This window comes from Bacillus sp. FJAT-26390 (genome assembly GCF_001682865.1).
GTDB lineage: Bacteria > Bacillota > Bacilli > Paenibacillales > Paenibacillaceae > Pristimantibacillus.
Genome location: NZ_MAQX01000032.1, coordinates 671,482 through 688,306 on the forward strand (window position 1 = coordinate 671,482; position 16,825 = coordinate 688,306).

The 16,825-nt window shown below is 48.8% G+C and carries 12 protein-coding genes; 1 reads left to right on the forward strand and 11 read right to left on the reverse strand.

Features of this window, described 5'->3' with window-relative positions; genetic code table 11:
* Positions 1-121: 121 nt before the first annotated feature.
* The 8 genes from A7975_RS23780 to A7975_RS23815 form a co-directional block, all read right to left on the reverse strand.
* Complete coding sequence (locus A7975_RS23780; protein ID WP_065386748.1) at positions 122-1,771, reverse strand: extracellular solute-binding protein; 1,650 nt, start codon at positions 1,769-1,771, stop codon at positions 122-124.
* A 59-nt stretch (positions 1,772-1,830) separates the two neighbouring features.
* Positions 1,831-2,724, reverse strand: a complete 894-nt coding sequence (locus A7975_RS23785; RefSeq protein ID WP_053373089.1) for a carbohydrate ABC transporter permease — start codon at positions 2,722-2,724, stop codon at positions 1,831-1,833.
* Between the two features lie 21 nt (positions 2,725-2,745).
* Complete coding sequence (locus tag A7975_RS23790) at positions 2,746-3,699, reverse strand: ABC transporter permease (protein ID WP_053373090.1); 954 nt, start codon at positions 3,697-3,699, stop codon at positions 2,746-2,748.
* Between the two features lie 120 nt (positions 3,700-3,819).
* Complete coding sequence (locus A7975_RS23795; RefSeq protein WP_065386749.1) at positions 3,820-4,710, reverse strand: AraC family transcriptional regulator; 891 nt, start codon at positions 4,708-4,710, stop codon at positions 3,820-3,822.
* Between the two features lie 231 nt (positions 4,711-4,941).
* Positions 4,942-7,134: an MMPL family transporter gene (locus tag A7975_RS23800; RefSeq protein WP_065386750.1), complete on the reverse strand. Its 2,193-nt coding sequence runs from the start codon at positions 7,132-7,134 to the stop codon at positions 4,942-4,944.
* Positions 7,135-7,205: 71 nt separating this feature from the next.
* The gene (locus A7975_RS23805) at positions 7,206-8,582 is read right to left on the reverse strand and encodes a sensor histidine kinase (protein ID WP_065386751.1); all 1,377 of its coding nucleotides are present in this window, start codon (positions 8,580-8,582) and stop codon (positions 7,206-7,208) included.
* Positions 8,579-9,259, reverse strand: a complete 681-nt coding sequence (locus A7975_RS23810) for a response regulator transcription factor (protein WP_065386752.1) — start codon at positions 9,257-9,259, stop codon at positions 8,579-8,581. Before A7975_RS23810 ends, A7975_RS23805 begins: the two co-directional genes overlap by 4 nt.
* A 116-nt stretch (positions 9,260-9,375) precedes the next feature.
* Positions 9,376-10,194 (reverse strand): protein-glutamine gamma-glutamyltransferase, encoded by an 819-nt coding sequence (locus tag A7975_RS23815; protein ID WP_065386753.1) that lies wholly within the window; start codon positions 10,192-10,194, stop codon positions 9,376-9,378.
* Positions 10,195-10,391: 197 nt separating this feature from the next.
* Here A7975_RS23815 and A7975_RS23820 point away from each other — a divergent pair, with 197 nt between their 5' ends.
* Positions 10,392-12,551: an ABC transporter transmembrane domain-containing protein gene (locus A7975_RS23820; RefSeq protein ID WP_065386754.1), complete on the forward strand. Its 2,160-nt coding sequence runs from the start codon at positions 10,392-10,394 to the stop codon at positions 12,549-12,551.
* A gap of 283 nt (positions 12,552-12,834) precedes the next feature.
* On the opposite strand, the gene A7975_RS23825 is transcribed toward A7975_RS23820, so the two are convergent.
* The 3 genes from A7975_RS23825 to A7975_RS23835 form a co-directional block, all read right to left on the reverse strand.
* Complete coding sequence (locus A7975_RS23825) at positions 12,835-13,218, reverse strand: GNAT family N-acetyltransferase (protein ID WP_065386755.1); 384 nt, start codon at positions 13,216-13,218, stop codon at positions 12,835-12,837.
* 130 nt (positions 13,219-13,348) lie between these two features.
* Entirely contained in the window at positions 13,349-15,097 is a 1,749-nt protein-coding gene (locus A7975_RS23830; protein ID WP_065386756.1) for a methyl-accepting chemotaxis protein, read from the reverse strand.
* On the reverse strand, positions 15,078-16,766 hold the full coding sequence (locus A7975_RS23835) for a pyridoxal phosphate-dependent decarboxylase family protein (RefSeq protein ID WP_065386757.1): 1,689 nt from the start codon (positions 16,764-16,766) through the stop codon (positions 15,078-15,080). The genes A7975_RS23830 and A7975_RS23835 overlap by 20 nt, the downstream gene beginning before the upstream one ends.
* Positions 16,767-16,825 lie beyond the last annotated feature (59 nt).

Below are 16,825 nucleotides of genomic sequence, written 5' to 3' on the forward strand. Positions count from 1 at the left end.
AATATCGCTCCCATGTAGACGCTTGGTTTTGAAGGCCGCCCCACTTCCCAATAGAAACGACACGGCCTCCCAACCGCTGCTGCAAAATGTGACTATCGTACCCGATAAATCTCCAGCCGCTTTATTTCAGCTTGCTTACATTTTCTTGCCATTTAGCCGTTTTGTATTGCAACAGCTTCTCGTAACCGACTTTCATCGCATTTTCCTCAGCCTTGTCCAAAATGCTATTTACTTCCTCGTCCGATTTTGCGTTCATAATAGCCGCAGCTCTTGCCTTCTCGTAAATATCGAGCACGCTTTGGGCTGCAATGCCCTCATCCGTATCGCCTGCAGGGTCTAAGTTAACGAACTCAGTCGTATCGTACTGCGTTTTCCATGTGATCTCGGATTGCCAGTACGTCTCCCAGCTGCGTTTTTCCGCTGGAAGCGTCGATTCAAATTTTATTTTCGATTTATCCACATAAACCGTATTTCCGTTCCACTGGAAGTTGACCGTAGATGCCATCAAAGCCTCGCGGCCTTCAACATCGCCCGTAAATTTATCCGTGAACAACGGCGCTTCATCGCTATCCGTGCCATCCCAATACAAACCTTCAGGCCCCCACATAATCGTACGCTGTCCTTCCGGACCAGTGAACCAATCCAGGAATGCGAAGATCGCTTCCGGATCTTTGGCCGCTTTTGTAATTACGCTCACGTTCCAGCCTAGCTGCTTGTAATCGCCAGGGAATATTTTCGTTTTGTCGAGGCCCGCTTTATGAACCGGCCACACCATAATGTAGCCCGCATTAGGGTCCTTCGCTTTTAGCAGCGCATTGCCCTTCGCCCCAAATTCCGTCGGGCTGGAAGCAGCATATACCGCTATATTTCCTGTAATCACCTTTTGCTCCACTTGCTCCAGCTTTTGCGTGAAAGAATCCTGAGAAATCAGCTTCTCCCGGTAAAGCTTGCTTGCGTATTGAATCGACTCACGGTACACAGGATCAGTAAAGATCGAGACGAGCTTGTCGCCCGACGGTACAGCCATCATCGCATTGTACGTATAAGGACGATTTTCCGCGAAAGCCGATACCAGAATATCAATACCCGCTGCGGTTTGCCCTACTTCCAGAGGAACAACGTTCGGATATTTCTCCTTCACTTGCAACAAATAGGCAAACAAGTCATCCGTCGTTTCAAGACTCGGGGAGCCAAGCTCCTCATAGATTTTTTTATTTACCAAGTAACCCGCATTGCCGTTAGGCTGCGTCGTATACCAGTTCGGGAACTGATAGAGCTTGCCGTCAGGCGAGCGAAGCATGTCCAGCGTAGCATCGCCGGCCCATTTTTTGAGATTCGGGTATTTATCCAAATAATCGTCGAAGGGAACGAGCATGCCTTCCGAGCGCAGCTTCTCCACGTCCGCGTCACGCTCCATCCAAATGACATCCGGAAGCTCCTGCGAGACAATCATCGTATTCAGCTTTTGCTTAGCAGCGCCTCCAGAGCTGATTGGCACTACGTTCACTTTCTTATTGTCCTTAATCCACTTGGTCGCTAGATCCTCGCCCCATGCCGGCATCGTATACCAGTCATAATGTCCGTAGAACGAAAATTCGAGCGGTTTTTCCCCCAGAACATAAGGCGTAGCACTCGCCTCTTGCTTGCCATTTGCAGCTTCCTCCGTTCCGGTATTTTCCCCCTTGTTGTTGCTTGAACAACCCGTCAATACCAATAGGACGACAAGTGTGACTGACAATGCTGTTTGAAAAGCTTTATTGAATGTAGTCATCGCCAAAACTCCCTTCCGCATGTTTATCTATGGTTAAAGCTAACGCCTTGAACCCTTCGTTATTCCTTCAATGAACCAATAAGCACGCCTTTGACGAAATACTTTTGCACAAAAGGATACACGCACAAAATCGGAACGGTCGCCACCATCATCGTTGCCATGGATAACGACTTGGTCGTTACCTGCCTCATTGCATTCATGCGGCCCTGTGCCGCCGAATCCATTTGCGACATCTGCTCAAGCATGATATTAGAGTTCAATATTTGCTGCAGCTTCGTTTGAATAGGCAGCAAATCAAGGTTGGAAATATAAAGGCTCGGAGCAAACCAGTCATTCCAGTGATAAACGGCAGTGAACAACGACAGCGTTGCAATGACCGGTCCTGAGAGCGGAAGCACGATGCGGAATAAAATGCCCCAGTTGCTGGAGCCGTCAATTTGCGCCGATTCCTCCAGCCCGCTCGGTATGCCCATAAAGAACGTCCGGAAAATAATCATGTTCCACACGCTGATCATGCCGGGAATAACCATAACCCAGAACGTATTCATCAGATGCAGCTCGCGAATGAGCAGGTAGCTCGGAATTAATCCGCCGCTAAAATACATCGTCAGCACGCAAAAGATCATATAAAACTTGCGTCCTACCAAATTGCGCCTAGTCATGCCGTATGCGAAGATCGCCGTTGCGGCAATCGAGGACACCGTTCCTGCTACGGTTCGAAGAACGGAAATGATAAAGCCGTCGATCAACCGCTTATCCTTGAACACCACCTCATAATTCTCAAAGGAGAATACGCGCGGCCAAAACGTAATTCCGCCCTGCATCGTATCGGTACCCGCATTAAACGAGATAACCGCGGCATTCCAAAAAGGATAGAAGGCAGTGAAACCAAGCACAAACAATAAAAAATAGATGACTGTCATAAACGTTTTGTCGCTAAAGGATAGTTTCATCGTGTCGCCCCCTCTTTTTCTTTACCACAGGCTGTTGCCTGACCGGCGAGCCAAATAGTTAGCTCCTGCTAGCAAACCAATACTTATAACTGCTTTAAAGAGGCCGGCAGCCGTAGCGTAAGAGAATCGGGAATTTTGAATGCCCACCCTATACACATAAGTGTCGATAACATCGCTCACGTCGCGCAGCACCGGATTTCCAGCCAGCAGCAAAATATCCTCGAAGCCGGCATTGAGCAAGTCGCCGATAGCTAGTATGGAGAACACGACTATAACGGGCATGATCGATGGAATGGTAATCGAAGCGATCTGTCTCACCCTGCTCGCTCCGTCGATAGAAGCCGCCTCGTACAAATGAGGATTGATGCCCGCGATAGCGGCCAAATAAACGATGGAAGCAAAACCAATTTCCTTCCACACGCCCGTCGTAACGAGAATCGCCCAGAAATATTCCGGCATGGACAAGAAGTTAAGCGGCTCTTTGATGAGATGCAGCTTCTCGAGCAGGATGTTCAAGCTGCCATTGTCTGTCGAGAGCAAGGAAACAACGAAGCCCGACACGATAACCCAAGATAGGAAATGCGGCAAATAGCTGATCGTTTGAATGATGCGTTTGAACATGCGGTTATTGATTTCGTTCAGCATCAATGCGAGTACGATCGGCGCAGGAAAACCTACGCCGAGCTTAAGCAGGCTAATAATCAAAGTGTTTCGCATGACGGTCCAAAACTCCGGCGCGTTAAAAAACATTTCAAAATGTTTAAAGCCGACCCAAGGGCTGTCAAAAAAACCTTTGAAAATGCTGTAGTCCTGAAAAGCCATCAGAACCCCGTACATGGGAAGGTAGCTGAATACAAAAATGAAGAGCATCGCCGGTATAACCATGAGTTGAACATCCCATTGTTTTATGAATCGTCTAATGCTTCCCGTCTGCTTGTACACATTTTGCTCTGTACGGATATCGGTTTGCAGCATGGTTCCCTCTCCTTTTTTTGCATGTTAGATTCATTAACTTATCGTGTTACATATTTACTATTTCTTTATTTTAGCCTCCTGAAAACACTCATTCACCGCTAAAATGATTGATTACTGGCACTATCTTACTGTTTCTCGACCTGTGCGGCTTCTTGATATTTTAGGAGAGGTGCCGATATGCTTCTTAAATAGGCGATTAAAATTAGAAAGGCTGCGAAAACCGCACTCGAGCGCGATATCCGTTATTTTCATATCGCTGCACTCGAGCAGCTTGACCGCATGGACCAACCGAATGTGAATCAAATAGAGCAAAGGAGGCGTCCCTACAGCTTGCCGAAAGAGATCGCTGAACCTCGAAGGACTTAAATAGACAAGCCCCGCAAGCTCCTCGAGCGTCCATGGATTAGCGAAATTTTGTTCCATGTCGAAAATGACTTTCCGCATTTTGTCGAGCTGCGCGGCACTGATGCCGTCCTTCCCTCTCCCTACGCCCTCCCTGCGGAAATAGCGGTTTACGTAGGCGAGAAAGCGGAGCATATTGGAATAAACCAATGAGCCGTAGGAGCCGCCGCCCCTGTCATGCTCCTCCTGAAGCTCAAGCAGCAGTCCTCTAAGGTGCTCCATATGCGGCTCATCCCGATCAAGCAGATTTGTAAAATGCACGCCCATTTCCTTGAACGGGCTCAAAACTTCCGGATCGTATCTTTGGCTGCTTACAAACCAAGAGGCATCAAACGATATGACCTGCATGACCAAATCCTTCGTCTCGTAAGCACAGTGCAAATCATTGGAGTTTATGAGAAGGATGTCGCCTTGCCGGAACTCAAACGTCTTCCCATTAATGATGTAGTAGCCCGTCCCCGATTTAATGAAGTTAATTTCCAGCACATCATGCCAATGAAGCTTCTGATAGTAGGCGGTAACGCCTATCGTATCCACCACCTGAATAGGATAATGTCTCGCTAATTCCAGCTTTTCCCTCGGGATATGACCGCTTCTCAACATGGACATGTCAACCTCTCCTTTTGATTAAACAGTGCTGATTCTCTTGATTACTTCACGCAAATCTACCATCATTTCCATTCCAAAAAATCGTTTTTTCTATTTTACAGCATTTTATGTTAAATAACCTTACATAAAAATCAGGTATCAGCAAAAAAAGTCGCGTTTTCTTAACGCAAAAAAGAGCCTTAGAATCGACTCTAAGGCTCTTTGTCTATTTACTTATTTAGTGAAATAAAGTTAGGAGACGACGTTATTTTTCTTTTTGTGCAATAAAGTCATCAAAGCCGGCAGCAGCATGCCTCTAACGAGGAATGTATCGATAAGGATGCCTAGCGCCATCATGAAGCCGAAGAGAAATAGCTCCTGAAGCGGCTGAGTCATTAGCACCGCGAACGTCGCAGCGAGAATAATGCCTGCTGACGAGATCACCCCGCCGGTTGATGCGACCGCAAGCTGCACGGCCTTCCGCCATGGATGACGGGCTGCCTCCTCCTGCACTCTTGATACGAGCATGATGTTGTAATCGACGCCAAGCGCAACCATAAATACAAAGCTGTACATCGGCAATCGGTAGCTGATCGTCTCATAGCCAAGCAAGGTGTGGAACACGCCCCAGCTTAAGCCAAGCGTTGCCGCATAGGATAATAAAATCGTGATCATCATAGATAAAGCTAGCTTGATCGAGCCCGTCTGCCAAGCAAGCATAATTAAAATAAGAAGCGTAATGAGTCCGAAAACAACGAGCGTATCCTGCTTGTTCATCGCCCTGACGTCTACCTGCTCAGCCGTTTGGCCGGCGAATTGCAGCGACTGCTGCGCCGGATCGAAGCCGCTGGCACGAAGCAAGGATTCGCTCTCCTTTTGCCAGTGCTCCACAACATCCAATGCTTCTTGATCATAGGGATTTGTTTTCAAAATTAACTGCAGCCGCACCGAATGCTTATCTACCGACAATGCATCGGAAGGAACAGCATCAACCTTGGTCATATCCGGGCTTACGGATGCGACATCGCCTTGCTTTAGCATTTCCTCGGTTAACGAGCGCAGCTTATTGCCAAATGAAGCATCCGATTCAATATCCTTCGCGTTGTTCACCAGCAGCGTGACGGGAGCAAGCTCGCCTGGCGGATAGTGCTGCTCCAGCAGCTCGAATCCTTGGCGGGAGCCCAGCTTCTCCGGAAATGATTTCATCAGATTAAAGGAGAAGCTAACTCCAACGCTGTTGATTGCAGCAAGCAGCAGCAGAACAAGCAAAATGCCCGCAACACGCTTTGGCTTGGTCGTAACGAAATCGCCGATTTTTGTCCACAGGCGGTTGCGTTTGTGCTTGCTAGCTGGCAGCGGCTGCGCTTTCGGCACGAACGGCCAAAATGCCTTGCGGCCTAGCAGCGCGAACACCGCAGGGACAAGCGTTAGTCCCGCCAGCAAAATAACGGCAACTGCCATCGCAAACACCGGCGCAAACCCGCGGTACGGCTGGAACGTAGCGGCGAACAACGCCAGCATCGCAAGCAGCACCGTTCCTCCGCTGAAGAGGATCGGCTCGGAGACATGCTTCATCGCGGATTCCATCGCCGTATATTTGCTCTGCGTCCCCAACAGCTCCTCGCGATAACGAGAAAATACGAATAAACAATAATCGGTAATAACGGCGAATAATAAAATCATCATAATCGATAGCGATTGCTTATCAATGAGGAACAAGCCTGCTTTGCCCGCAAGCCCAATCAAGCGGTCTACGACGGCATATACAAGTCCTGCCGCCGCAAGCGGAATAATGGCAAGCAGCGGCGACCGGTAGATCGCAACGAGCAAAATAAGAATAAGCACGACCGTAGCAAGCATTAATACGATGTCGGCATTGCGAAAGAGCGTGAGCGTATCAGCGGAGATCGCCGCTGGACCCGTTAGCTCAAGCTGGACATCCGCAGCGCCGGTAAGCTTCCATTTGTCTCTGATCGCATCGAGATCAGCCAGCACTTGATCCGATTCCGTATGCTCCTTAAGCGTAACAGGAAGCAGCAGCGTCGTATGATCTTCGGATAGCAGCTTCTCCTGCGCAGGGGCAGGCATTTTATGAAATGGCATCGCTTTGTCTATATTAGCCGGCTTCGAATCCGAAGAAAGCCATTCGCTAAGCCCCGATATGCTACTCAGCTGCTCGGCTGTTAGCGTCTGTTTATTATGGAAAACGAGCAGCGCCGGCAGCCCTTCCGCTGAAGGGAATTGCTCATCCACGAGGCGCTGCGCCTGCTGTGCCGGATTATTGCCGCTGGCACTGCCCTCGCCTGCGCTCACTCCGTATTCCTTCGCACCTGGAGCGGCAAAGCTAAGCGCTACAGCAAGCAGCACCCAGCACAACAAGCTTATTTTGGCCCCCCGCGGGCTGCACACGTATTGAATCACCTTTTGCAATGGCCTAATGTTCATGTTCATGTCCTCCTATTCTGTCCTTCTCCTGCATTATCGAATAGGAACATGAACGAATGATGAACGGAACATTACAAACGCGGAAGCGTGACCGTAACAGTCGTGCCGGCAGCAGGCTGGCTTTGGACGTGAATCGCGCCTTGATGAAGGGCAACTAATTTATGAACGATGGAGAGCCCAAGGCCGCTGCCTGCCGAAGAACGGCCGCGGGCCTTGTCCGCTTTATAGAAGCGGTCAAATATATGCGGGAGGTCCTCCTCCGCTATTCCAATGCCCGAATCGCGTATCTCGACCGTAATCGCATCCGAATCCGTTAAAGTAATGCCAATCGATTGTCCCGGCTTGGAAAATTTGATGCTATTTACGATCAGGTTCAGCCATACCTCGTGGAGGAGCTGATGATCGGCATGTATAGTCGTGTCAGGCAAGTCAAGCTCCCATTGCAGCTCCTTCTCCATCCACTGCCATTCGAGCGTAATTAAAATATGGCGAATCTGCTCATCCAACCGAAAGGTCGTCTTATTCAGCGGCTTATTTTCCTTATCCAGCGCGGCTAACGTTAGAAGCTGCTTGCTCATAGCCGATAGACGCTTGCTTTCTTTCTCGATGATCGTCAAATAACTCTCCGTCTGCTCCGCCGTCGTCTCCTTATCAAGCACCGCCCGAGCCAGCCCCTGAATCGAGGTAAGCGGCGTTTGGAACTCATGCGAGACGTTGGAGACAAACTCCTGCCGCATCTGGTCAAGCTGCTTGATCTCACGTGTCATGACCGAGAAGTTGCGCGCTAATTCGCCGATTTCATCCTTTCGGGACAGCTGAAGCCCCGCGTCAAAATCACCGGCTACGATTTGTTTTGTCGCTTTCGTCAGATCATTTACCGGCCTCACGATGAGCCGCGACAATATAACGATAAGCACCAAGCTGATCATGAAGGTGAGGCCGATTAATATCGCGGCAATAATGCGAATTTCCCCAATCTGCTGCTGCAGGTCAGGCCGGATAAACAACGCTGCCATGCCCTCCTTCGTCTCGATGGGCAGGCCTGCCGTGTTCAGCAAACTATTTTTAAAATAAGAGAACAGCTGCAGCCGGTCCTTCCGCTCCTCCATGCCGCGGTAAATAGCGCCGCCTATTACAGCTTGGATTTGCTGCTCCGTCAGCTTCCCATGCTTAAAGGGCGAGCCGTATGCTTGTCCCTGATTATCCGCGCGAGCCAAATAGATTTGAAAGCCAAGCGCCGCGATATGCGTCAAATAAGCGTTCAGATCCATTTGCGGATTTTGCTCATACTGGACCTTAATATTTTGCGCGATATCGATCATTTTTTGTTCGTTGCTGCTTTGCTGGTTATTTTGATAATACAGTCCGGTTAACATCAGCCCCAGAATGCCGCTGATCATAGCGACCATGACAAACGTGAACACAATTCGCACATATAAGGATTTCATCCCTCGCGCACCTCCAGCTTATAGCCAAGCCCGCGAATAGTCGTTATTGAAAAATCTTCCTGGTTATCCGCGAAGCGCTCACGCAGCCGTTTGATATGCACATCGACTGTCCGGCTATCGCCCTTGAAGTCCGCGCTCCAAATGAGCTGAATCAGCTGCTCTCTCGTATAAATGCGCCCCGGATGGCTCGCGAGCTGCGACAGCAGCTCAAATTCCCGCAGCGGCAGCGTAATCAACTCATCGCCTACTTTGATTTCATAGCCTTTGCGGTCGATCGATACATGTCCAAGCCGAATGACCTCAGACGACACAAGGCGATAACGGCGCAGCAAAGCCTTCATTCGGAACAACAGCTCCTTCGGATCAAACGGCTTCGTCAAATAATCGTCGGTCCCGGAATCAAAGCCCTGCTCCTTATCCTCCATCTCCGCTTTTGCCGTGAGCATAATGACCGGGATGTCATAATGCTCTCTTATTTCGCGGCATAGCTCAAATCCGTTCATGCCCGGCATCATAATATCCACGACAGCAAGATGAACCTGCTCATTCTCAAGCAGACGGGAGGCAGCTTGTCCATTTTCAGCCTCAAGCACGACATACCCGTCCTTCCCCAATACAAATCGAAGCAGTTCTCGAATCGATGGATCGTCATCAACAATTAATACATGCATTCTCATTGGATGGCTCCAGTCCTGTTATTGATAAAAGAAACACCGGTAAGCGCAAGCGGATACGCTCTCGTTACGGGTGCTTCTGCGCTGATGCTTATTATTAAAGCATAATCTTTATTTATTTATAAATAAAGGTAGCCGCCGCCGACAGTCCCAACGATCGGGTATTCCCGTTCCTCTCCAGCCGCGTCCCACCAAGCATCCCTCACGGAAAGGCCGCGCAAATACTCGAAATCCGGCGTAACGACCAAATCCTGCAAATAGGCCGATATCGTGCTGCCATCCTTACGCATACGATTCAGGGAAGCTATAATATCCTGTCCCGATTCAATGCCAATGCCATGCCCAAAATACAAATTGTCATCCAGCATGACGACGTTCTCGCCTTGCCATTCCGGCGTTTCCGGGTCATGCTCCGGATTTTTGAAATAAAGCACATCGCCGGGATAAGCTTCATTTTTATTATAAGTAGTAACTAATCGCAAATCGCGGTCATACTGCCAATCCCGAAGAAACAGGTTTTGAAAATACGTATTAAACACCGCTTCGCCGACGGTATCGAGCACCGCCTTGTACAATATAATGATGATTGCGCCCGCGCATTCAAATCCGTATAGATGCCCATTTTCGAAAATATCGTTTATTCCCACCGAAGGCAGTACGCCTCCATTAAGCTGAAAGCCGCCGTTTTCCGTCCGCGTCCAGTACTGTTCATTGCACTTAGAGCCTGCAAAAGTCGCAAAGTTCGCTCCGCCTGCATAGAGCGCTTTGGCCGCTTCTACGATGTGGGTGCGCATTTTCAGCTCAAACTCCAATGCATCGACAGACGGATAGCGATAAACGACCTGACTTTTCTGCTTGGCTTGCAGTATTCTTCTCTCCAGCTCTGTCAGCGTAAGCGGATTAAGTGAAAACGTAGGACTGCCCGAAACAAGTATCACTGTCGTTCTCCTCCCATTATTCGATATTCCATTAGGTTATTGTACGTACGAAAAATTTTTTTGTGAGCAGTGATTGGGCAAAAGCCTGTCCTTTTGCAGCACGCCGCCTTATCTGCAAACCATCTTCTGTTCATGGTCCTGCCATGGTATAATTTGTCGATATCCCCCATAATTGCTCAGAAGGAGCCCATAACGATATGGTTTTTACCGTCTTGAAGCATTTAATCGGCTATTTGCGCGCTTATAAGCCGCTGGCTGCCTTTTTCCTACTCATGCTGGCTCTTGATCTCGCTTTTATATCATTAGCTCCGCTCAGCTTTAAACTGCTCATCGACAAAGCCATCGTGCCTGAGGATATGGACGCCTTTTTCCTTATCTTAATCGTCCTCGCCGTAAGCGGCGTAATTTGCCTTAGCGCCGGCGTATTGAGCGACTATGCGCTCGCCAAGCTGACTGCGCGCGTGCAAAGGGATCTGCGGATGAGGTTGTTCGAGCATATGCAGCAGGTCAATATCGGCTTCTTCCAGCAAACGCGCTCAAGCGAGCTTCTCTCCTATTTCTCCGTTGATCTCCCTGCTATCGAAAGAGCAATGAATGTCCTTTTGACTATTGGTCTCCAATCGTTAGCCGTTGTCACGATCAGTACCGCCGTCTTAATCTATTTGCAGTGGAGCATGGCGCTTGCCATTTTGCTTGGCGCCGTCGTTATTTTTGCCGGACCTTATTTGCTGGGCAGCCGAGCGCAGGCGATCAACGCCAGCCACAAGGAACAGTTGGACCATATGACCGGCGATGTGCAGGAAAATATTAAAGCGCAAAAGGTCATCAAAGGCTATAACCTGCAGCAAGCGATGAAAGATAAATTTGCCGACAGGATGCAAGCGATGTTTCTCATTCATTACCGTAAAAATGTAATAAACGCGCAGCTGGAGAGAATTCCGATGGTCAGCCTGCTGCTCGTCAACCTGTCGATTATCGCATTCGGCTCTTATCTGGCGCTTCGCGGATATATTTCACTGGGCTCTTTGGTTGCCTTCTTCACCATGTATACTTCAATGGGCAATTCGGTCTTCAACCTTACCTTTACGATACCGACCCTAACCGACGCTTCGGTCAGCATTGAGAGAATGGACAAGCTGCTGCTGGCGCCCAAAGAAGCGACAGGAAACATGCCTTTGACAAGCGAGCAGAACAAGCAGCCGGGCATCAGGTTCTCTGGCGTGTCGTTCCGCTATAACGAGGAGCAGGAAGCTTTGAAAAACATCGATCTTCATATCGCGCCCTGCACCACCGCCGCATTCGTAGGCTCCAGCGGCTCCGGCAAAAGCACGCTCGTCCAGCTTGTGTTAGGCTTCTACGAGCCGACGGCCGGCCAATTGGAAATCAACGGCCATCCGATGCAGGACATTAGCCGCAGCTCCTTCCGTGAGCGGCTTGGCGTCGTCTTTCAGGAAAACTTCCTCTTTCGCGGAACGATTCTTGAGAACATTCGCTTCAGCAAGCCGGAAGCAACCAAGGAAGAAGTGATGGAGGCCGCCAAGAAAGCGGAAATTCATGTTTTCATCATGACTCTCCCAAGCGGCTATGACACCGAGGTATTGGACGAAGGCTCAAACTTTTCCGGCGGGCAGCGGCAGCGGTTAGCAATCGCACGCGCCATCCTTAAAAATCCGCAAATCTTATTGCTCGACGAAGCAACCTCTGCCCTTGATCCAATATCCGAGGCATCCATTAATCGTACGTTTAAGGAGCTTTCTCGCAATCGGACGGTCATTACGGTTACTCATCGCTTGTCCTCCATTACCGGAGCGGATCGTATTTTTGTATTTGATAAGGGCGAGCTTGTCGATAGCGGCACTCATCAGCGTATGCTTGAGAGCGGCGGCTATTATAAGGAGCTATGGGATAAACAAAACGGCATGCAGGTATCGGGTAGCGGACAGGAAGCGGATATTGACGAGGAAAGGCTTGCGAAGCTTCCGTTCTTTCAAGGGGTGGATACTGGCATTCTGGAGGAGATTCGCAGCCTGTTTAATACGGAAACGTTTGCCGCTGGCCAGCCCATTATTCATGCGGGCGAACAAGGGGAGAAATTTTATTTAATTGCTCGCGGCCGAGTGGAGGTATCGCGCCGGAATGCCCAGGCTGAGGACGGCAAGCAGCGGCTTGCTATTTTGGAGGACGGCGATCATTTTGGGGAAATCGCGCTGCTTAACAACGTCCCTCGTACCGCCGATGTAACGGCTATTACATCTTGCGTCTTTCTTACCCTGCAGCGGAAAGGGCTGCATTACGTCCTCTCTAAGCATCCAGAAATGAATGTGCGCGTAAGACAAACGCTGAAAGAACGTAAATAGAAGAACTCATTCCTACACAACTACATGGGGGGGCTGTCTCTTTGGTCGTTTCTGACCTTATGAGACAGCCCCTTTCTAGCGGCACAAGTATATGGACTATGCTTCGTTTAAGCGGAATAGAGCTGCTTTCTAGCTCTATTCTCAGCCGGTGGCGGCTTGGGAGCTCATTTGGCGGGAGAACACAGACACTGTTTCACGCATCCTCTAAAAACAAAAAAGAACGCTCCCAAAAGGTCCATCCAGACCTTTCGAGAGCGTTCCTTCTTTGCGTCTAGCGATGAATTTAATTAGGCAATTTCCCTCCGGATGCCCCGGCGCTTCCTGAGCTGTATGAGTCCGAGTATTCATTGCTCGTCTTCTCCCATACATCCGCATATTCGGGATGCCGCTTGAACTGCGCTAACGCGTAAGTGCACGAAGGGATAATCCGTCTGCCTTTTTCCCTAGCCTCTTCGACAACAAAATCTAACAATTGCCGTCCCAAATCGCGGCCGCGATACGCGCCGTCAACGAACGTATGGTCAATAACCCACGTATCCACGTCAACCATCGAGTACGTGATCTCTCCGATTGTTCCCTTTGCAGTCGTCAGCAAATAGCTGTTGCCCTGCTTTTTGGCCAAAATTTCCTCTTCTACTGCCCCATACATGTCCTTGTCTGTACTCATTGTCGGTCGCACCTCCTAGAGCGGTGTAGTCGAAGCCCTCATTGGGCTTAACCTGCTTTCTACTAGTCCTTACCCTAATAGACTTGCGATGAACCGCCTGTCCATAAGCGTTTCTAATCCATCTAGGAAATTACACCGCAATTTGACCTTGTTTATCAAGCTTAAAATGCTTAACCGATTCCTTAAGATCAACAGAGAGCGTGGATAGCTGTGCAATGGACGCAGAAATTTCCTGCATGGACGCGCTTTGCTGCTGAGCGGCTGCCGCAACCTCTTCCGTACCTGCAGCCTGCTCCTGCGTAATTCCCGAAATTTGCTGCATAGCGCCAGAAATCTGTCCGAAAGAATCGTCCACCTTATCCAGCGCGTGCAGCAGATGATCCGTATGCTCGTAGAAGTGCGAGACGCCGCTGTGAATGTCTTTAAAGTTGTCGTATGTGCCCGTAATCCACGATAAGCCCTGATCGGCCGCGTTGCTGCCTTCTGATATGCGTTCTATGACTAGCCTGCTGTTAGCCTGCGTGCTGGAAATGAGCTCTGTTATGGATAGCGCAGCCTCGGCGGATTGAGCGGCCAGCTTCTTCACTTCACCCGCTACAACCGCAAACCCACGCCCGACTTCTCCTGCGCGGGCCGCCTCAATCGAAGCATTTAAAGCCAGCAGATTTGTCTGAGAGGAAATGTCGGAAATGATCGTAATAATCTCGCTTATTTCCTTGGAGCGCTCATCAAGCATTGCTGCCGCTTCTTGCGAATGGGTCATCGCAACCTTAATAAGATTCATTTGCTTTAACGTATGCTCGACTAAATTTTGCCCTTGCTCCGATTGCTCTTGCACCTGGGCCGCAATGCTTTGCATATCCTTCATGCCGCCCGATACGCTTTTGATTTCGGAATCGATATCGAGAATGGTCATATTGCTGTTGGACACACTGATGACAATATGGTTGATGCCGTCGCTCATTCGGTTCGTAGAATCCGCTACCTGCGCTGCACTGTTCGTCGATTCACCCGCAGACTGGTGCAGATGCTGGCTGGTATCTGCTATTAGAGTGGAGGATGAAGTCACCTGATGAATAAGACCCTTTAGGCTTGTAATCATGGAGTCAAAGGAACCCGCCAGCTTCCCGATTTCATCTCGGCTAGCGACAGAGATCGTCGTCTGCAAATCGCCTTTAGCGATTTTTTCCGTAGCAACCATCAGTTTACGTAATGGGTTCGTTATAATTTTGCTGATTACGATGGCCAAGACACTGCCCACAACAAACATCATTATCGTTATGATGAGGGAGGTAACCTTTGCTGAGGAAGTCGTTTTCGGAACGATTGAGGCATCCAAGTCAATCCCAAGAATTCCGTAAGCCTCGCTCTTCTGGTTAGTGAGCGGAACAAAAATCGATTTGTGCGTGCCGTACTCGTCCTTATAGATCGGGCTAATGACAGGCTGATTTGCACTTACGGCTTCTTTCATCTCATTCGTAAAAGGATAAGGCGTTCCAAAATCATCAGGTAAGCCAGATAAAATCAGAATACGTTCCTTTTGCTGACTATTTGACAAGACATAAATATTTTCCAAACTATGCTCTACTTTTAAATTTTCAAATGCCGCTTTGACTTTCGTGTAGTTAGGATCCTCTGCACTCGCTATCTCCATATCCGTGCCGGGTATGGCTGCAAAAGCATCCGAGGCGATTTGAATGTCGGTCTGGAGGCGTTTATCGAATTGGTCGACTAAGCTTTCCGTGAGATTCTGGTTTACGACATAACCCGAAAAAGCAAAGGCAATGCATGTAATAAGCTGCAAAATAAAAATATTGAATGCGATTTTAACAGAGAGATGCTCTTTAAGCCATGCAAAATTAATGATAGATTTCTTCATGGACAATACCCCCAGGATGTATGCGACGATATGCTGTGTATGTTTCTTGCACTTTCTGCTTTAAATAGCTAACGATTTCTTCGACATGCTCTTTTTGCGTATAAGGAGAGATGACAAATAGCTTGGATGCGAACAGGGCGAGACGTTTTCCGTCCGACGTTGGGACATAGAGATGTTTCTTCGTATCGCCAAAAAACATTTTCCCTCTCTCTTTTCCCAATATTTCAAAAAGGATTTCGTTCAGCTCATTGGTGTGGGCAATTTGTTCATAGGACTGCTGCCCGCTTAGCTCGCTTTTATAGCCATTGGAACCGTCGCTATAGATTCGGAACAGAGTGATAATACCCGGATTGTCCGCATTAACGATAACGGCTTCAGGAATTTCGCGAGCCAAAGCAAGGCGGAACGTATGGTTGACCTCGACAAATTGAGCCAAAAGCCGTTGATACCCTTCGACGCCAAACGCTAGCAAGGCGCTGTATATGCTAATGGAGCTGCCCATTCTTGAGCATTCGAGCGTATAGCTGGTATGGTACTGGCCATATCCGCGATGCCCCACGTACGGAGTCTCGTCCGGGTCCAAATCCACAAGCTTCAAATCGGCAGCATTTTTCACCAAAAACAAGCTTGTCGAATAAGGCGTCTGCCCCAGCTTCTGAAAGTCAAAGCAAAGTGAATCGGCTAGATGCAGATGCTTCATTCGGCTTTGGATGTCTTGCAGACTAGTTAACACTCCCTGAGAGAAAGAGAGCGGATTGCCAATAAAATCATAATCGTTAAAAAAGGCAAAAAATCCGCCAAGAGCAGAATCGGCATGAATATGCGGACGTGGAACATCATATTCGTTAGCAAGCTGTTCAGCCGCTCCGGCAATTTCATCAAGGTTGTCTATGCCCATTGCATCGGTTGTTCCCGTAGTTGCGACTATAAAGATAGGAATGCCTCCGGATTGAATAACCTTCTCCATTTTTTCCTTTAAATCGGCGACATTCATCGAGCTGTCCTCATTCGTTTTTACTTTAATGAGGTTGTCGCTGCCAAGACCGGTCGCTTCCATCGATTTATATAAACTGTAGTGTGCCGCTTCGGAACAAAACGAATATAAATGCTTAGGCACTCCGCTCTTGGAAGCGGCAGCAGAGTTCTTGTTGATAGCTAGCCGCAGCGCGGTGAATATAGCCCCTTGTCCGCCCCAGGTCGTATATCCTCCGCTTACGGAAGCGTTATATCCAACAAGCTTAGACATCATCGTAACAACCTTGACCTCAGCCTCAGCGCCAGCTGGCCCGTATACATCCCAAAGATTGTTGCCGTTTACCAAAAATGCGGCGATCATGCCAAGCACGCCAGGTATGCTTGCCATCGGTAAAATGTTCGTAAGAAAATACTTCGTATGATAAGGGTGAGCGTAAAGAAGTTTCAGAAGCTCTTTGTTCACGTCTTGAAGCGGTTGGCCCGTACGGGGAATGCGACTTTCGTTTACCAAATCACTGTAAAAAGAAGGTCCTCTTTCTTTTTGACCTTTCAGATAAACCGATTCTGGATCTTTTAACTCATCTACACCTGTTACAAGCTGAGTAAATAGTTCCAGCAACTTATTACGTTGCTCCAAGTTGCCATCATCACTAGGGAAAAGATTGCGAATATCAGATCCAATGCTTTTATCCATGAACGATCCCTCTTCTCTCTCCTATCTCTAAAATCTCTCCATAGATACACTCTACGGAA

Bases quoted from the DNA above. Each gene is read 5' to 3' on its own strand.
- A7975_RS23810 (WP_065386752.1), bottom strand. From the start codon at position 9,259: ATGAGAATGCATGTATTAATTGTTGATGACGATCCATCGATTCGAGAA.
- A7975_RS23800 (WP_065386750.1), bottom strand. From the start codon at position 7,134: ATGAACATTAGGCCATTGCAAAAGGTGATTCAATACGTGTGCAGCCCG.
- A7975_RS23835 (WP_065386757.1), bottom strand. From the start codon at position 16,766: ATGGATAAAAGCATTGGATCTGATATTCGCAATCTTTTCCCTAGTGAT.
- A7975_RS23805 (WP_065386751.1), bottom strand. From the start codon at position 8,582: ATGAAATCCTTATATGTGCGAATTGTGTTCACGTTTGTCATGGTCGCT.
- A7975_RS23820 (WP_065386754.1), top strand. From the start codon at position 10,392: ATGGTTTTTACCGTCTTGAAGCATTTAATCGGCTATTTGCGCGCTTAT.
- A7975_RS23785 (WP_053373089.1), bottom strand. From the start codon at position 2,724: ATGAAACTATCCTTTAGCGACAAAACGTTTATGACAGTCATCTATTTT.
- A7975_RS23790 (WP_053373090.1), bottom strand. From the start codon at position 3,699: ATGCTGCAAACCGATATCCGTACAGAGCAAAATGTGTACAAGCAGACG.
- A7975_RS23825 (WP_065386755.1), bottom strand. From the start codon at position 13,218: ATGAGTACAGACAAGGACATGTATGGGGCAGTAGAAGAGGAAATTTTG.
- A7975_RS23830 (WP_065386756.1), bottom strand. From the start codon at position 15,097: ATGAAGAAATCTATCATTAATTTTGCATGGCTTAAAGAGCATCTCTCT.
- A7975_RS23795 (WP_065386749.1), bottom strand. From the start codon at position 4,710: ATGTCCATGTTGAGAAGCGGTCATATCCCGAGGGAAAAGCTGGAATTA.
- A7975_RS23780 (WP_065386748.1), bottom strand. From the start codon at position 1,771: ATGACTACATTCAATAAAGCTTTTCAAACAGCATTGTCAGTCACACTT.